General features: G+C 36.9%; 12 protein-coding genes and 1 pseudogene. 4 read left to right on the top strand and 9 right to left on the bottom strand.

What is annotated here, in order from left to right; all coding sequences use genetic code 11:
• Positions 1 to 319 precede the first annotated feature (319 nt).
• The 6 genes from AAHB12_RS22655 to AAHB12_RS22630 all read right to left on the bottom strand — a co-directional run bounded on the left by AAHB12_RS22655 (position 320) and on the right by AAHB12_RS22630 (position 8,680).
• Positions 320 to 1,291: a carbohydrate kinase family protein gene (locus AAHB12_RS22655; protein ID WP_129728828.1), complete on the bottom strand. Its 972-nt coding sequence runs from the start codon at positions 1,289 to 1,291 to the stop codon at positions 320 to 322.
• 175 nt (positions 1,292 to 1,466) lie between these two features.
• Positions 1,467 to 2,990 carry a glycoside hydrolase family 32 protein gene (locus AAHB12_RS22650; RefSeq protein ID WP_342047234.1) on the bottom strand — a complete coding sequence of 508 codons (1,524 nt, stop codon included), beginning with the start codon at positions 2,988 to 2,990 and terminating at the stop codon, positions 1,467 to 1,469.
• A gap of 400 nt (positions 2,991 to 3,390) precedes the next feature.
• Positions 3,391 to 4,374: a LacI family DNA-binding transcriptional regulator gene (locus tag AAHB12_RS22645; protein WP_129728826.1), complete on the bottom strand. Its 984-nt coding sequence runs from the start codon at positions 4,372 to 4,374 to the stop codon at positions 3,391 to 3,393.
• Between the two features lie 762 nt (positions 4,375 to 5,136).
• A complete protein-coding gene (iscB, locus tag AAHB12_RS22640; RefSeq protein WP_342047232.1) occupies positions 5,137 to 6,474 on the bottom strand; it encodes an RNA-guided endonuclease IscB in 1,338 nt (445 codons plus the stop codon).
• 458 nt (positions 6,475 to 6,932) lie between these two features.
• Positions 6,933 to 8,123 (bottom strand): IS200/IS605 family element RNA-guided endonuclease TnpB, encoded by a 1,191-nt coding sequence (gene tnpB, locus AAHB12_RS22635; protein WP_342047230.1) that lies wholly within the window; start codon positions 8,121 to 8,123, stop codon positions 6,933 to 6,935.
• Between the two features lie 431 nt (positions 8,124 to 8,554).
• On the bottom strand, positions 8,555 to 8,680 hold the full coding sequence (locus AAHB12_RS22630; protein ID WP_342047228.1) for a hypothetical protein: 126 nt from the start codon (positions 8,678 to 8,680) through the stop codon (positions 8,555 to 8,557).
• 158 nt (positions 8,681 to 8,838) lie between these two features.
• Between AAHB12_RS22630 and AAHB12_RS22625 the strand changes: the two genes are divergently transcribed.
• On the top strand, positions 8,839 to 9,465 hold the full coding sequence (locus AAHB12_RS22625) for a hypothetical protein (protein ID WP_342047227.1): 627 nt from the start codon (positions 8,839 to 8,841) through the stop codon (positions 9,463 to 9,465).
• 149 nt (positions 9,466 to 9,614) lie between these two features.
• Here the strand turns inward: AAHB12_RS22625 and AAHB12_RS22620 are convergent.
• Positions 9,615 to 10,189: pseudogene (locus AAHB12_RS22620) on the bottom strand (transposase); the annotation flags it as partial.
• Positions 10,190 to 10,742: 553 nt separating this feature from the next.
• Here AAHB12_RS22620 and AAHB12_RS22615 point away from each other — a divergent pair.
• The 3 genes from AAHB12_RS22615 (at position 10,743) to AAHB12_RS22605 (ending at position 13,795) form a co-directional block, all read left to right on the top strand.
• The gene (locus tag AAHB12_RS22615) at positions 10,743 to 11,447 is read left to right on the top strand and encodes a hypothetical protein (RefSeq protein WP_129731771.1); all 705 of its coding nucleotides are present in this window, start codon (positions 10,743 to 10,745) and stop codon (positions 11,445 to 11,447) included.
• Between the two features lie 1,856 nt (positions 11,448 to 13,303).
• Positions 13,304 to 13,552 (top strand): hypothetical protein, encoded by a 249-nt coding sequence (locus AAHB12_RS22610; RefSeq protein ID WP_129731773.1) that lies wholly within the window; start codon positions 13,304 to 13,306, stop codon positions 13,550 to 13,552.
• A 102-nt stretch (positions 13,553 to 13,654) separates the two neighbouring features.
• A complete protein-coding gene (locus tag AAHB12_RS22605) occupies positions 13,655 to 13,795 on the top strand; it encodes a hypothetical protein (RefSeq protein WP_165350911.1) in 141 nt (46 codons plus the stop codon).
• Between the two features lie 666 nt (positions 13,796 to 14,461).
• Here AAHB12_RS22605 and AAHB12_RS22600 read toward each other — a convergent pair.
• Positions 14,462 to 15,910 carry a cell division protein FtsZ gene (locus AAHB12_RS22600; protein WP_342047269.1) on the bottom strand — a complete coding sequence of 483 codons (1,449 nt, stop codon included), beginning with the start codon at positions 15,908 to 15,910 and terminating at the stop codon, positions 14,462 to 14,464.
• Positions 15,911 to 15,935: 25 nt separating this feature from the next.
• Positions 15,936 to 16,349, bottom strand: a complete 414-nt coding sequence (locus AAHB12_RS22595) for a hypothetical protein (protein WP_379949766.1) — start codon at positions 16,347 to 16,349, stop codon at positions 15,936 to 15,938.
• Between the last annotated feature and the right edge of the window lie 1,097 nt (positions 16,350 to 17,446).

The following is a 17,446-nucleotide window of genomic DNA, read 5'->3' as shown; positions in this document are numbered from 1 at the left end:
TTGAATACCCCCTATTTTTTGTTGACCTCATGAACAACTCATACAATATATTGTCTTACCCACAGGATGAAAACTCTATTTAATAAATGATCCCTCCACTCCAAATGATCTTAAAATATATATAAAATTTTCTTTATGTTGATGGAATCCTGCTTGATACATTTGTTGTCCAGCCCTTATTAGTCCCTAAAATCTTCTTGATGTGCTTAATCACTGGATCCCCCCTTCTAAAATGGAAATAGCCTCAATCCCTTAGGAATTGAGACTATTTCCATTACCACTCTCACAAAGATGAACAACATGATACTAGCAGCTTATTTTATCTAGTACTTAAAAAGGTTAAAATATGTTTCTTTGCAGGTATTGCAGGTATTGCTCCCTTTACAGAGGCTGTAAGGGCTCCGCTAGCATTGGAAAACTCCAAAATTTCCTTGTGATGCATATTTAATAACTGAACCAGGTTTGTCACTTGAACATCCTTTTCAAGTAATTTATATAAAAATCCTCCCATAAATGCATCTCCCGCCCCAGTTGTATCAGCAACGGTTACCTTAAACCCTGAGGATTTATACATCCCTTCTTTAGTATATAATTCGGCACCTTTTGCACCTTGTGTATATAAAACAGCTTGAACATCTCCTACAAATAAAGACTGGATTGCTTCAGTTATATCCGAAATGCCCGTAATAAACTCCAATTCTTCATCAGACACTTTAACAATGTGAGCTAGCGGCAGGAATGCTAGGACTGTGTCTCGGCATGCTGCAGGACTATTCCAGAGAGGCAGTCGTATATTCGGGTCAAAGCTGATAATGCCCCCACAGGATTTTACTGCTTCAATGGCTTTTCCATGAGCATATTTCATAGGGCTTTCCACTAAATCTACTGAACCAAAGTGAAGAATATCTCCTGTTGAAAACCAATCTGATTGTATATCATGATCTGTTAACAATAAATCAGCTGATGGGTTACGATAGAATGCAAAGTCACGTTCCCCATCTTCTTTCACAGAGACAAAAGCTAAACCCGTATTCGCTTCATTTGTTCGGAAAATTTTATCTACCTCAACATCATTATGTTTTAGAGTATCAATGAGAAAATCTCCAAATGCATCATTACCCAGCTTTGTAATGAGGGAGGATTTTCCTCCATACTTAGCAACAGCCACAGCAACATTTGCTGGAGCCCCGCCCGGTACTTTCTCAAAAGTTGATACGTGCTTTAGTTGCTCCCCTTTTTGCAGTGCGATAAAATCAATTAGTGCTTCTCCAATACAATATAGCTTTCCCACATGTTCCACCTCATTTATAGTTTAAAACTCCTGTTCTTAGCTCAAATTATAATTAAGAAGCCAAGGCTTTTTGTGAAAGCACTTGGCGAACTTTAATTTTGATAAATTCCTTAAAGGAAATCTATTATATTTCTTTTTCTAAACCTATGGAGCAACATAACATAAGGACATAATCCTAGCTGTACGTAACAGATTCTTGAAACAAACTACTTTTTTTATTTTCTTTCCAAATATCTTTCAATTTCCACACTTTTAAATCTTTGATACGAACCGCTCCATTTTTCGCGTAGAGTTGAAAATCCAAACTTGATGTTTGTGGATAGATTCTACTTGTCATTACATTAAAACCTTCGTTAGCAAATACCTCGACAGATGAGCGATCTAGATAAAGATGAAGTGACAACGTATCAGATTGCAGTTCGACTTTACTGTTGCGAATCCCACTTACACCACTACCTGATTTTTCACGGTCAATAAATAATTTAGAGGTCTTAACATTAAATCCAACGATTGTCTCCTCTGTTCCTTCCTCATTACATCTAAGTTTTAAACCAAACTCATCTGCTGTCACATCTTTCAGTGAAAATTCTACTTTTATTTCGAGCAGTTCTTCTTTGATCCCTGTATGAATGCTCTCATTATTAATGGCCTCTATAGATAGATCAATGGGTTTCTCACGAAGCATTGCCAGCTCAGAAACAGGATTCATCGCAAGCTTTCCATCATCAGCAAGAGTCAGCTCGCGAGGCAATGTTAAAGCACCGGCCCAACCATGCTCCTTTGTTGGCATCGGGGATTCCCACATATCCATCCAGCCGAAAGCGATACGTCGACCTTGATCATCAAGCAACGTTTGAACAGCATAGAAATCGTGTCCATAATCTAACTCTGTAAACTCACCATGCGAAAATTTGAGTGTATCATAATCAAAATCTCCCACAATATAACCTGTTTGGAACAGATTTTGATACTTCTCTCCTTCAGCTGCCATTCCCTGTGGTGAAAATAACAGCACATGCTTTCCGCCAAGTTCAAAGAAATCAGGGCACTCCCACATATATCCTTCTGTTCCATCGCTTTCTTCCAATACGCCAAGATATTCCCACTGTCTTAAATCTTTTGACTTATATAAAACAACTTTTCCAGTATCTTCTTTTCTAGTTCCTAGGACCATATACCAATGGTCTTCATGCTTCCATACTTTTGGATCGCGGAAATGCCCAGATCCTTCCTCAGGGTGTTTCGCGATAACCGGATTGACAGCTTCTTTTGTAAAATGAATACCGTCCGTACTTGTCGCAATACATTGTGATTGGTCAAGAATATCCTTCTCACGATCAACCCATATGTTACCTGTGTAAATTAACGTCAGTACTCCGTTATCATCAACTGCGCTTCCTGAAAAACAGCCATCCTTGTCATACGCTTCTGTCGGTGCAAGCGCAATCGGCAAGTGTTCCCAGTGAACCAGGTCTTTGCTTTTAACATGCCCCCAGTGCATCGGTCCCCAATTTTCGTCATATGGATGATGCTGGTAAAACACATGATATTCCCCTTTATACTGAACTAAACCATTAGGATCATTAATCCAATTAGCCGGTGCCATAATATGGTATCCCAGTCGGTAGTGATCGTTTACTTTTTCTTTAGCATTCTTAAGTGCTTCTTCCGCCTGTTGAAGTTTGGTTACTGCTAACATCCTATCCTCTCCCTATCTATCCTTTTGTAATTTTTCGAATTGTCTTGTAAGCCTTTGCTTTTTTTATAAGGTAAAGTTGAAGCCTATGTTGTGAATAAAAAAGAAAACATACATACTTAACTTCCAATACAGGATTTTTAAACTTCTCCCCTGAAAGAAAGATTTAGAACCTTTTACTTGAATAGTGCAAGCATTTTCAACTGTATTATATGTCAACCGGTTTCACATGTCAACCGGTTTCACAAATAGGTCACATGATATATAAAACCTAAAAAACATTGTATAACGGCAATGTTTTTTAGGTTATTTGAAAAATGGAGTATAATTTGTTTCTTTTTCAACTTGTTATAAAGCTTTTCAACTGTAAGCTGTTAAATTTGTTACATGAACAAATTAGCTTTTACGTAGTTTCCCCTTTTAAAAGTTTAATTGGAAGGCGGATTTCCAGTGGTAAATCAGTAACTTCACCTTCAATTTTTTTTAATAATATATCAATTGCCGTTTGGGCAATTAAACTAATTGGCTGCTGTATCGTTGTCAATTCCGGCAGTAATATTTGACCCGTTTCTGTTCCGTCATAACCGACAACTTTTATTTGTTTTGGTATATCTTTCCCTCGTTTTTTTGCCTCAGCCATGAAGGCGGCTGCAAATAAATCACTACTCGCAAAAATACCGTCTACTTCTGGTTGTTCATCAAGGATCTTACTCATTACTTCTTGTTGACTTGGCCGATCAAATGCCTCTAGAATTTCATATGTAATGGGGGTTCTCCCGTACCTTTCCATTACATCCTCATACGCTTTTCTCCTTAATTTTGCCGGTGTTTCCAACTCGCCTGATCCATTAATATGAACAATATGTTGACAGCCTTTCGAGATTAACAATTCTGTCGCTGTTTCACCACCCGCATAATTGTCGGAACTAACTACAGGAATTGTTTCTGAGAGGTTACGATCAATTGCTACAACATTTAAATTTTGCTGATGATAATTCAGAATACCTCGATTGTGTGTCCCAACAATGATTCCATCTACTTGATTTCGCATAAGCATTTCTAAATATTTCTCTTCTTCATCTATACGATTTAAGCTGTTGCAAAGCAACACTTTATAACCTAATTTGGCACAGATATTCTCTATGTGAAAGGTGAGTTCACCAAAAAACGGATTACTTATTGTTGGAAAAATTAATCCTATCAAGTTCGTTCGTTTATTAAATAAAGAGCGTGCAACATCGTTTGGAAAATAATTCAATTCATTCATTGCCTTGTGAACATTTTCTCTTGTTTCCGTACTGATGTAACCACGATTATTCAATACCCTAGAAACCGTTGTTCGTGAAACACCTGCTAATCTTGCCACATCCTCAATTTTAGGCTTCATTCCATGTCCTCCTGCGCTTTTAAAACCCATACATATTATACTAGTACCCAAACAGCTAGGAAAGTTCTTGTTTATTACAAATAAATAAATTTCATAAAAAAACAGGCATTTCCTGCCCGTTTCTAACTTTATAAACATTATAATACGCATCCTACGTGAAAAGCTAATCACTCAGGTTTCCTTCTGTGAAAGCCTCACTATATAACAAAGAGTATAATCAGAAATAAAGTCACCCAATATAGTCACTATAAAAAGTTATTGATAAAGGTATCTATTTCAAACCGGTTTCCTTTAAAATCAATTTAAAGTAGTGTTATAGATGTATAAATTATAGTGATTATATAGGGTCACTATTATATATAACCATTAGTTTATCAATCATAGATATCTTACAAAAAACAAACCAAATATGAATGTCAGAGGTGTTAGGGACCTCATATGGATACTATTCATGAGCACTTATTTTAAACAATTTATGTAGGATCAAATAAGCAAATTATACAACGTTTGTCTTAGAAAAAGTGAAGCCTTTTGAGGTAATAGGATGCCAAAGGAATGATCATCCACATAAAGGTGTATTAGGACATATGGTATTGCACAGGTCTTTATGAGTTGCAACAATCTATATCGATATAAGCACATGGAACCATTTTTCCGTACTATCTTTAACAGATTTTCCGGAAAGAAGTCCCCCTCCTCAAGAAGTGGGAAGGGCATAGCCCAAACGAGTAGGTGGGGGATGAATTTCCGGTAGGCGCAAGCCTACAAAACTGAGAATTGCCAGTTATTATTGTGGCAAAGCAATTCTAAACGACTCAAATTCACCTGTTTATAAGATTTGCCTGGAACCGTAATGTAATCTCCTTGTATGTTTTTTACATAACAACTTTGTCCACTAAATCCACTAATCCAACCAACTTGTCCAAACACACAAACTTTGTCATTCAAATGCCAGGAACCAACTGATTTTGTATTCTTTTCATTGCGTGTAGCTGTTCTATTCTTCTCTTTTCTGCCCTTACGTGCAGTTGCTTCATGTAAAGAGCGTTTTTTCTTTCTAAATTGTTTGATGTAGAGAACGTGATCTGTATTTTCTTTGATGTTTGTTATCCCTGTAGCTGCAACGGCATCATGATAATGTGTTTTTTCCAGTTGAAGTTCTTTTCTTCTTGGTGTAGTGATGCTGCCATATGTAATGTGGGCATCTGAATACTGATCAAATACCCTTCTACGAAGGATGTTCATAAAGGGGCCTTCTTTGTAGCGTTTGGTTTTCTTCTTCTCAACCATCCACTTCCAAAGAATGTTACCTTCCTGATGATTCTCATGGGTATGGCAAGTTGTGCAAACCGTAATTAAGTTGGATGCTGCATTGCTGCCATCATGGCTCCTATAGATGATATGGTGCGTTTGTAAAATGCCGCCTTTTTTCTTGCAGACTTGGCAAGTATAGTTGTCTCTTGCAAAGACAAAATATCGTACATCATAATACCCAAAGGTATCACCTTCTTGATATTCCTTGCCCTGAATGTCTGGATTCATCATCTTTTGTACGTCAAACTTTCCTACTTCTATGTGAAGTTTACATGTTGGAAGGAATGAATAAAAGGTATCTATCCAATGAAATGTGTTATTTATTCTGCTCTGAATAGAAGGTGGAAGCCAACCCTTTGGACGGGATAAAGTGAAGGATATGGATATTTTACGATATCCTCCTTTCTTTTTTCCTTTCCCTTCTACATACACACGTTTTGTTTTGTACTTGAATTTTGACTTTCTGTATCGTGTTTTACGATTTCTTCTGCTTCTTCTATAGATTTTCTTTGTTTCTAGGTTGCTTTTTACATCTTGACGCAGCTCTATTTCTGCTTTTCCAAAAACCTTTTCATCGGATGTAACGGCAGCTCCCATGTGCTTTGCACCTAAATCAATACCTAATTTTGTTTCTTGTGTTGTTTCTCCAGTTGTATACGATAACTGAATGGTAAAAGGGTTGTATCTTACAATGGTTGCTTTTTGTTCTTTGAGTAGAATTCTAGCCTTACGAGTCGAACAAGGCGTAAGTGGCTCTCCTCGTAAGTTTCTGACGAATACTCGCAAGTTTCGTCCCTCCTTAGAGTTTGTTTCCCTTCGTCCATGTTGGATAAGCTTCTTGCCTCAGGTTGACCGTTCCTCCTCTCAGAACTGTTACAGAGCCTGAACGACAGATTGTGCTTGGGAATCACACAAAGCCGTATTGACTTACCCAACGTAGTCACTCGCTATGGCTCACCATATACCGGAGACTCAGACTAGACAACTAGGCTTTTACAAGCCCCCACTTCAAAACGTGTTAACGTTTAAGTGGTGGGTAGTTGACATAAGTGATTTGCAGTATCTAGGACGGCTTTATATATATTTTTGGTTTTTTGAGAATCCCACAGCTGAAGCAGTGGGATTCTAACCTCCCACCCCGTTAGACATAACGCTTCACAGCGGTCAATCTGTGCTGTCAGGTTTTCCTACGTCATTTGAACTTTCGGTTCAAAAAGGATGTACCTCTTACTGCTCGGTACCCATTAGGCTATCATCGACTGCCCATCGACGAAAATTCTCAGCCCTTCAGCCAAGATATTATTTGCAGCATTTACGTCTCTGTCATGAATTGTATTGCATTCTGAACATGTCCATTCTCGGACTCCTAAGTTCTTTACCTCTGGATTCTTATGCCCACAACATGAACATAATTGAGAAGAAGCAAAATTGGAGCCTACGACGACAAGTGTTTTACCATACCACTTACACTTATATTCCAACATACGTCGAAACTCAAACCAAGAGACCTCAGATAGTGCTTTTGCCAATTTCCCATTCTTCAACATATTCTTCACACGAAGATCTTCTATGCATATCACTTGGTTTTCGTGAACAAGCGAAGAAGTTATCTTGTGCAGGAAATCTGTACGAGCATTGACTATTTTCTCATGAATTTTCGCTACCTTTTTGCGTTGTTTATTCCAATTGGAGCTGTTGTATTTCCGTCTTGATAGAACCCGTTGTGCTTTTATGAGTTTGTCTTCTAGTTTCCGAAGCCACTTTGGATTTTCAATTTTTGTTCCATCGGAAAATGTAGCAAAATCTTTTAATCCCACATCTATACCCACTTGAAAGAGTGAAGGTTGTACAAATTCAATTTCTTGCTCGGTTAGAAGCGAAACAAAATATTTTCCTGTTGCATTCATACTGACTGTAGCAGACAATATTTTTCCCTTCACTTGTTGTGCGGGAACCAATTCAACGAGCCCTAACTTTGGGATTTTCATAAAACGGCCTTGTTCCATCCGAATAGTTGGACCACTTTTACTATAGTTACATTTGGACGTATAGGAATGTACCTCATTTTTCTTACTTTTAAACTTAGGTTTTCTCTTTTTCTTTTGGTAGTATTGTTTAAAGGATTCCCCTAAATCTTGTAGAGAATTTTGCAAAGCAGTAGAATCTGCTTCTTTTAACCAATCCAATTGTTTTTTCAATTCTGTTAATTCTTTTTGTTCCTTCTCTGCGTTAAAAAAATCCCATTCCCATCGGTTTTCAGGAAGTTGTCCGTTTTGAACCATTTCCTCAGTTATATACGAATAAGCATCTTGTTTCTTTTGAGCACCTAAAGCCAGGTTCCAAATATAACGGCAACATCCTAATGTTTTATGTATTGACATTCTCTGCTCTTTAGTTGGATAGATTCTAAACTTATATCCCTTGTGAATTTTCATTTCCCCACCTCCAGTACATACGTTCTGTATCTATTATACAAAAAAAGGAAATATTTGAAAAGCAATTATGACAGACAACATAAAAAAATCAAACAATTGACGTACCTAAAGGTACGTCTTGTTTGATCTCACTTTCAGCCCACACCTGAAGGAGTGGGCTTTCCCGTTCGGAAAATCTGTAACAAAGAAAACTCGCCGACTGGCGAGCCCTGCTCTTGGACGAAGACAGCGGCGTAGTTGCCCTTATATTTTCTTAAAGTGTAAGAAAAGCCCTCTTCATAGCTTATAGAAAACCATAAAATCAAGAAATAAAATTGCCTGGATATTTTAGAGGAAATTCCACCAATCAAATGTAGGGTCAATACAGTGTCTCTAGGATATTCTATTATGTCTGGGACAGATTCCTAGGGATATAGTATATATTTCTGTCATCATGATTTAGCCGCTTGCTTATCATTAGCTTTGGAGCCCGGAGTAGAGAACCCATATTTTTTAGCAACATTGCGGATATCTTTAGACAATTGTTTCGCCTCTTTTTTTGTTATCTTTACCTTCATACCTTCACCTTCTCAGTAGGAGTTTATATATATCTATTATGGACAGGCTGTATTAAAAATAAACATGTATACCAACCCCTCCCCTTTCATAGGATGTACAAGAGACAGAGCGAAAGTGTCGCTGCTATATTTTTGAAAAATTTGGAGGGGAAGAGCAAATGTTGGAAAGAGTGAGGAAGGTTCGTTCAGATAAAAAACGAGAAGTAAAACCTACAATTACTATGAGTTTGTATGAATGTATAGATCGGCTTTCTTATATGACTACAAATCCTATTAAGGATGTGGCTGAAGAGATATGTGTACTGGGCTTGCAATCAGAGAAGACTATAGATTTGCTGGCCGGTTATTTTAGAAGAGACTATTGGATTCAAGAACGGAAGCTTATTCGGGGGGACGTAAGCAGAGCGCCCTATACATTTAAAGATGGCGATAGTCAAAAGAGAAGAATCTCAATTCGATTTTCTCAATCAGTTCATGATAAATTGAGCGAATTAGCCTATGCATTGGATATGACTGTATCAAGCACTACCGCACTCTTACTGAAAACGGCTATTTATGAATCTAGCATTTTTGTAGATTATATTCTAAAACATCTAGATGATGAGACTACAGAAGCTAGAATGAATCAGTTGCAGTACATTGTTGATTTCATTAATGAAAGTAATAAGGAGGAGCCTATCGATATACGTATGTTAGTAAGCTATATCTTAGATAAAGCGTCTACAAAGACAAAGGACTTCAAGAGAACCTTTGTACAATTTATTGAACAATATATTGAGAAATAGACATTGGTAAATCCCCTTTCCCTACTGACCTTAGAGCTTGATCTGGGAAGGGGTTTTTATTTTCACAAAAATAATACATAGAATGCATGACTATACTTCATAGCTGTGAAAAATATGAGAGTTGTAAAATATAAGTCATCTTTAGCGGCATTTTCCTTTTTTTGTTTTAGTTCTTTTTTACGTGTTCCACACAGTCCCCTTTACCGGCAGCTTCTAGTCCTTCAAGATAGGCTTTCGGACGCTCTTCCTTCGCTTTGCGCACAAACTTATTTTTGTTGGCATTTGCTTTGATATGAGTCGAGTCTGCCCCTACCATGCCGTATGCAGAGGCTTGTTGAACAATTTCATCAAAGATTTCTTCAAAAATATTCGTATGAACGAAGCGTGTCCGACGATTCCAGCTAATCGTTGTATGATCAGGAACACGATCTGATAGAGAAAATCCTAAAAATCAGCGATAAGCGACATTGGTTTTGATTTCTTTTTCTAACTGGCGTTCGGAACGAATACCATAAAAATACCCAATAAAAATCATTTTGAACAGTGTAATCGGATGTAGGGACGGACGCCCATTGTCCTTACAATAATACGGACGCAGTTTTTCTTCTATGAAATCAAAGTCAATGGTTGCTTCTACTGTACGTAAAAAGTGATCCTCTGGAACTAATTCCTCTACCGACACCATAACTCGTTCCTCTCGATGGTTATTTAACGCTCCCATCATACAGCATCACTCCTTTTCTTCTTTTCTATCAGTGTTGACAGATAAAAGAGCTCTCAAACATAAAAACAGGCTGTGGAGAAGACTTTCTCCACAGCCTAAGGAAACATCTTATGAAATTAATTGATAATTTACAAGGCTTTCCCTGTCTTTATGAATAGGTGTACTCAATTTCTCTTCCTTGGTTACATGGAGACCTAGGAACCTCTGCCTATTTTCTTTGTATGTGTGCACAAGTATTAATGCACATGTGCTACACGAAGCACAAGGTGTCTACAAATAAAGGGGTTTAATTGATTTTGAGAGAATATATAACTATACAAATGTACTTTATTAAGCCCTAAGGTTTTAGGCAGGGAACAAAATCATCTATTTACTTTAAGTGTTTTAGTGTGTAACATTTTATTATGCGCTATTTATGTAGATATGTTTTGGTCTACAAATGCACTGTTTTTAAAAATAAAACTAGGATTCTGCACATATATACATAGGTTGTGGTACACATGTTTACAAAGATTACCTAGAATGTATAGTAAATAACGAAAAGGGTGATTAGATGAAAACCGAGGAGATTATTAATTCGTGGCAAATAGCTGAATTTGCTGCGATGCTTGAAAGGCATCCTAATACGGTAACGCAATGGTTTAATGAGCTCGAAAAACGACGGATTCATTATAACTTAAGGGTTAATAATGAAAAGATATTTACAGAACACGATCTTGAAATTGGAAAACGAATCGTAGCTCTTAGAGAAGCAAAGTGGCCTTTGAACGGGATATATTCCTATATTGAGAGTAACTTTGATACAAGACCTTTTCCAGACGATTTCAATGATGGAGAAACTGGGATTGATGTGAATTCTGCTATAAGTAGAATGAGAGATGAGTTTTCTAACCTTCTTAAGGAAGCTCAAGAATCAATACGTAAAGAAATTAAATATGAGTATGAGCAGCATATGAAGGAAACTCTAAGCCACATTACAGCTCAGATGCAACTAGAATTAAGGAAACAACTCCCGGAACCTAAACCTTCTGAACAAATACGGGCTGAGCGAATAGAGCGGACCATTGCTACAACAAGGATACGTGCCAAATTAGAGCAGGAAGCCCTAGAACTTTGGGAGCAAAAACCTGATTCTGAGCGTAAAATACGTACAGGCTTATTTAGCAAGAGTGAAGATGTGGTAAAGATGCAAAGATTTATTAACGACTATATAAATAAGTATTTGGAAGCTAGAATTGAAGAACATTTTAAGGGTTAGCAGCTGATCCCCCACTGCTAACCCTTATTTTATTTGTATCTCTTTTATCACTAGCGCTTCGAATTAGAGATTACTTGTAGACACCTAAGGAATCAGAAATTCAATAACAAGTATTATGTGGTATTGGGAAGTGCCTTTATTATCTTTCATAGAATAAGAACAAATATTGTAACTGGAGAAGTGTTTTTGAGGAGTTATGAATTTCAATAAGTAGTGGTTATCTCCCCCTTTTTTCTATGGATTTAACAGAAATTAGTAAGGATAGGATCTCTGACTAGGAGAATCCCTGCCTAACTTTTCTTCGGTCTGCACAATAATCAATCCCCATTTTGCTTTTATAATTCAGGCATAAACGTGATTTAGATCTACTAAGCATCTTCAATTTTTATTTGATACAAGTGAAGAATACCTAGGTTTTACACCTCAACTTGTGCACATGTTGAGGTGTATTTAGTCACAACAAAGCACAAGTGGGACACATAAAAGAACTAATTACATTCAATACAGATACTGTAATTATAGATGATTAGTAATCATGTAGATATTACAAAAGAGCACACTAAGATAGATGACCTCCTGATGATTCGTAATAATTACTATTTATAAACATAGCCAACTTAGATGATTCTAGTTAGATAGAAATACCAGAGTGTACTTGTACTCGTGTACCTATGCATATATGTTAATGCACAGGTGGACAACAAATCACAAATGGACTACATTTTTAACTATCTTTTATTGTCTAGAAGTTAGTTTGAAAAGTTGAGGATCTTGATGAAGTTCTGTTTTGTTGTTAATTAATAATACAGTATTATGCAGATAAAATCTTTCTATGAAATGTTAAAGCTACATGGTTAGTGTGTTGTAAGACTTCACTTGTGTTAATGTACTTATGCATAAATCGTCATGAACATGTGTAGAACATACCACAGGGGGACTACAATTATGGGGGCATTATAAGGGATTGTTTGGAGAGAAATTCCTACAGAACTCTAATCTGTTTTTCATACAAAGAAACCCTCTTTCTATTCGGGCCTTGGTGATACAGAACTAGATGAGTCGAAAACTAGGGATTCAAGGCGTGCGAATGCTTTTCTCTAGGGAAAGAGGGAATAGTTCGAAGGGCTGTATATCTTAATAGAATTCTATTTTGTTGTTAATTAAAAGTGTGGTACCGTAGTGGATTAAGTATTTCTGTAGAATGTTAGGTGGCATAGTGGACGCATTGTAAAACGTTACTTGTATTGATGCACTTATGCATAAATCGTTATGCACATGTGTAGTACATACCACAAAGGGACCACATTTATAACGATATTATAAGGGGATGATTGAAGAGAAGTCTTTAATGTGTCTATTTTTACCCAATAAGAATCCCTTTTATTTGGGATCTTACAGGTGATACGGGGCTATATAAACCCAAAACTAGAGATTTAAGGCTATCGTAGCTAGCTGGACCACCTGGAAGCTGGCAGAGCGTCTCTGCAAATGGGTCAGACTTGCACTGATGGAATTGGAGACTGTTCGCGTAGGTACTGATTCTGCCCGTTATTCTTATGGTCGCTTACTTTACGCATAAAATCAGACGAAATGACAATACTTCTTCTGCAAGCTATGTACAATATGTACAAATAGGGGGAACAGGATTCTCTAACTTAGACCTACAAAAACTTGATTATTGAGATGGCCAGGAAACTCAGATGGATATTTTTAAATGTATCAAGAATGTTGTACTTGCGGACATTCACGAGGTGCTTAATCAGGCAGAAGGTCCAATTAGCATGGCAGTATAATACCTGCGTGAACAGGGGGGGCAGCTTATAAGAGTTCAGAAAGTAGTAGCTGATCAGTTGTTTTTGGAGATGAAGTATAAGGTGCTTGTTGCAGAAGCAGATAACATCATTGAAAAGCGTGTCAGACAGGCAAACCTAGCTGTGGATCGAAACGAAGACAACGTTGCTAAGATAGCATTACAGAATAAAATTGTGCCGGAGCGCAAGTTTGCATCGTATAAGCAGCAGGAGACCATCCAGGCACAAGCTGCTAACCTGTATGAAAAAATAAAAAAGCTGAAGGGTAAGCATGAAGAGCTGAAGCTAAAGTAGCAGGAACTCATTGCAAGAGCGGATGCAGCAAAGGCTGTAAAGGCCATTCAAACAACGATCAACTCTTTTAGCACAGACGATACAATACGTGGCTTTGTCCGAATGGAAGAGTGCATCTGGACTTTAGAAGCAGAGGTAAAAGCGGGTCAAGCTTTTGCGGCTCACAGGCGGCCTAGGGTAAACACTATTTTGCAGCTTGAGGTAGAACTGCAATTGGAACGATTAAAAGCAGCGAAGGCTTAAATGATAGGCAGACAAGCTGTCTAAAGCGGATAGAATCTTTCTCAAGTATACCTTTCCCTTTTTTGAATATAGTTACAAAAATGAATACTCCCTAGTTGGAACATCGTGAAGAAGGCTAGGGAGAGCTTTTGGGGGACAGATTACATCTGTAATAAGGAACAAGAATATCTCTTATTGGCTGAGCAAGAGCAGTCCCCTAGTGTGCAATCCTGTGGGCACACGTCTTCGAAAGGAGATGCAAAACTTCTAGTTTTGTGCGTAACGATAACTTTCAGTAAGTTTTATGAACCAGGATTATAACTTAAGAATCTATCCTGTTTCGTGCCTGTGTCTTTGTAGGGTTGTCAGAGTAATTCACCAGTGTTTTGAAAGAAGTTGTATAGTTTCAGAAGGGGATACAGGCCCCATCCCAATAATTTGGTATATAAAGAAAACTCGCCGATTGGCGAGCCCTGCCCTTGGGCGAAGACAGAGGCGTAGTTGCACTTACACTGTATTCCTAAAATTTCCGGCTGCGTCGAATTCACTTCTAGCTGGAAATTTATACTTTCCTACAGTGTAAAAAAGCCTAGAATAATCTAGGCTAGTGGTGCTTAAATTCCTGTTAAATAGACTAGGTTTTGCAAAGCGTATAATCTAATTCTCTTTGCATTCTTAGGGCAGTAATTAGAATTTCATTTTCTCAGGATCTAGAAAATCTGCTAATTCTTCCTCTTTTTCTGATGGGTTGCTGTTCTCTGTATTCTCTTCACCCAGATCAATAAAATCAGAAAGGTTGAAATCAAAATCGTCCTCATCATCTTCAATACTGTTGATAGAAGCGATAGAAGATTGTTGATAGATAAACTTGTTGTTTTTCTCTTGATATTCTTTATACTCCTCAACAAGTCCTTTAGCTAGACGGGTAGGCAGGGCCTCTGTCTTGAAGAAAGTATATACACTTGTATTAAAGTCATTCTTGCTTACAATGTATCCGTTAAATACAGTCTCACGAATCGGTAATCTTTGAATGATATCTGCTTTGGCATCATCAATAAAAGCATCTCCAAATCCTTTTGGTTGGTCTAAAACAGCTAACATACCAAAGTGATGGATTTTAGACGTAACAATATTACCGTGGTCATCCTTTTGCATAAGTTCAATTGGTTCGTGGAATGAACTTCCTTTGATACTCTCAGTAAACATTTCTTGAATATCCTTAGCATTTTGAATTTCACCCATTGATTTTGAAACACGGTTAATTACTAGGCAACCTGTTTTTTCGAGAAGAATGCGTTTGAAGTCTGCTGGATCTAAAACAACCCCAGTACCGCCAATAGTTGCTGCGGTATTCAGCTCATGGATAACCTCACAAATTCTTTTATTTGCATAATCGCGAGAGTTCACGATGTTCTTTTTCTCGTTTTCATTTAAACTATTATACTCATCATAAAAATGCTGATTGTCTGCAAAGATAACAAAAGCAACACCTTTTGTCTTGTCGTTCGCTAGGCTCCAGATTTGTTGTGAGAAGTCATTTACTTGTTTTAAGACATTTGGACCATCAGCACGAACAGGGAGCGTAACAACGATACCAATTTTAATAAAGTCTTTACGATCAATAGCATTTTCTAGTGCCAATCTCTTAAATCGGTTTTGGTTTGCTTTAATTTCAGCTACGGAATGTTCTGCAGCAATTTTTCTTAATTCCTCTGCAATAATAGGTCTGTTATGGAATGCAGAAAACTCCTCAATTGCTTTCACAATCGTAGAAGTTCCTGTTCCCCCACCAAGGCCTGCAAAGAATAAGACTAATTCATCGTCTGGACGTACACGTTCTGTAATAAAGGATTTTAATTTTTCTTTTGCAACTTCGTCTTCTTCCAACACTCTTGTAGCCTTAGCCGGATCTTTTCCAAGCCCCCCAAGGTTTAAAGAAACTTGATTGTTTTTTGGGATATACCTTAGTTCAGTTAAGTCTCCATCATTTGAATTCAGTGCAAGACAATTGTAGACAGATGAACCGTCAACTTTCTTGATTGCTGCAAATGTGTCTACCATACGAGTACCAGCTTGACCAAATCCAACCATTGTCATTTTAATAGCCGGCTCATTATTAAAGAAATTTTTCGCCATATAAAATTTCACTCCTCCATATTTTTTATTCTGCGCTTTGTTTTTTCGATAACGAAACCAACACTTGTTGACCACGAACTGTTAAAAAGAGATATTTGTAAGGTTTTTTAGGTTTCTCGTAAAGCAACGACATATCAAGTAACTTGTCTACACACTTTTCAGCTGCTTTTCTGCTTATATTGGTGTGCGATTGTTCAAACACAAAGGTTTTGCCCTTAGGCTTTCGGGTGAGCCTATCTAAAACTACGTTTTCTATCACTTCATTTACTGTAATGCCTAGCATTTGGTTATGGTCTTTGTACTGTTTATTTAGTTCGCGCCCTATGTATAAAAATACCTCTGTTAAAACAGTATCCTTAGAAATAATATCAGCAAACATTGCTGATGTATCGTCATCAAACTTCAAGTCTATGTATGTTCGGTGAAGAGCTTCATTCAATGTTTTTCACACCTCCTACTTCCAACGAAACTTAGATGAGTAATCATATAGTAGCAGATTATGGTAATCATATCAAGTAACTATTTATAGTTCTGTTCAGTATAATCTTTATATAATTAACCGTAATAAATTTAGTATTATCAATGATTTCATTATGGTAACTAATTATAGTTATCATTAGTGATTAATGAGAGATATATCAGATTTTTTTGGGCTATATAATTAGGAAAAGAGACAAAAAGAATAAATAATGATTCTTTTACCTCGAAAATCAGGAGAATTCATGATTAATAAAATGATAGTTATGTATAATAGTTAATTTAAATGGTTACTATAAATATATCCTTATTTTGATTGGGTTTTATCTGAATGTTATTGAATTAATTTTATATAATTACTATTATTGATAACTATATATAGTAACTATATTAAGTGATTGTTTTTATATCCTAATATATGGTAATAAAATCCGTTGTTAGGGTTGTTGGATGTAATGAGTATTTATTGGATTTTTTATCCTTCTCTTTTCTACTGAAAGAGCTATGATAAGATTCACAAGAGAATCGGCTAGAGTGCTATATTGTTGTGATAGATAGATCACTTGTCCATGAGTTCATTATGTTGATTATGGTTACATGTAGATAGGGATTCCTAGTCCAAGGGCTGGAATAAAGATCATGGCAAACAAGCGACATCCACTGGTGCTCCACACTATCCAGTAGTTAGAAGTGTGTGTTTGTTTCATCTAGTTTCAATAATTTCTTTTTTCTCCACATGTTGTCCACTACACTTTATTGGTGATCGATGTTCTGTACATATGAAGACATAATGGATAAGTGGACATATACAAAGTTGCGCTGTTTTATGTACGTATTTCTAAGAGGTAATGGAATCATATTAATGATTCAATAGTGTATGTGGAGGACTTGTGGTACACAGTGTTCCGAGGAACTAAAAGTGGATTAAAGTCATTTCAAGAGTGTTAGTAGCTGGAGTCAAAGAATAATCTACAAATGCACATGATATCGAGCAAGGTTAGTTATCATTGATTTGGGTTCTTTTAGAACGCAACAACATACATATTGTGGACATCAACA

It is taken from the genome of Bacillus sp. OTU530 (assembly GCF_038440375.1).
This window is presented reverse-complemented; position numbering and strand designations above follow the sequence as displayed.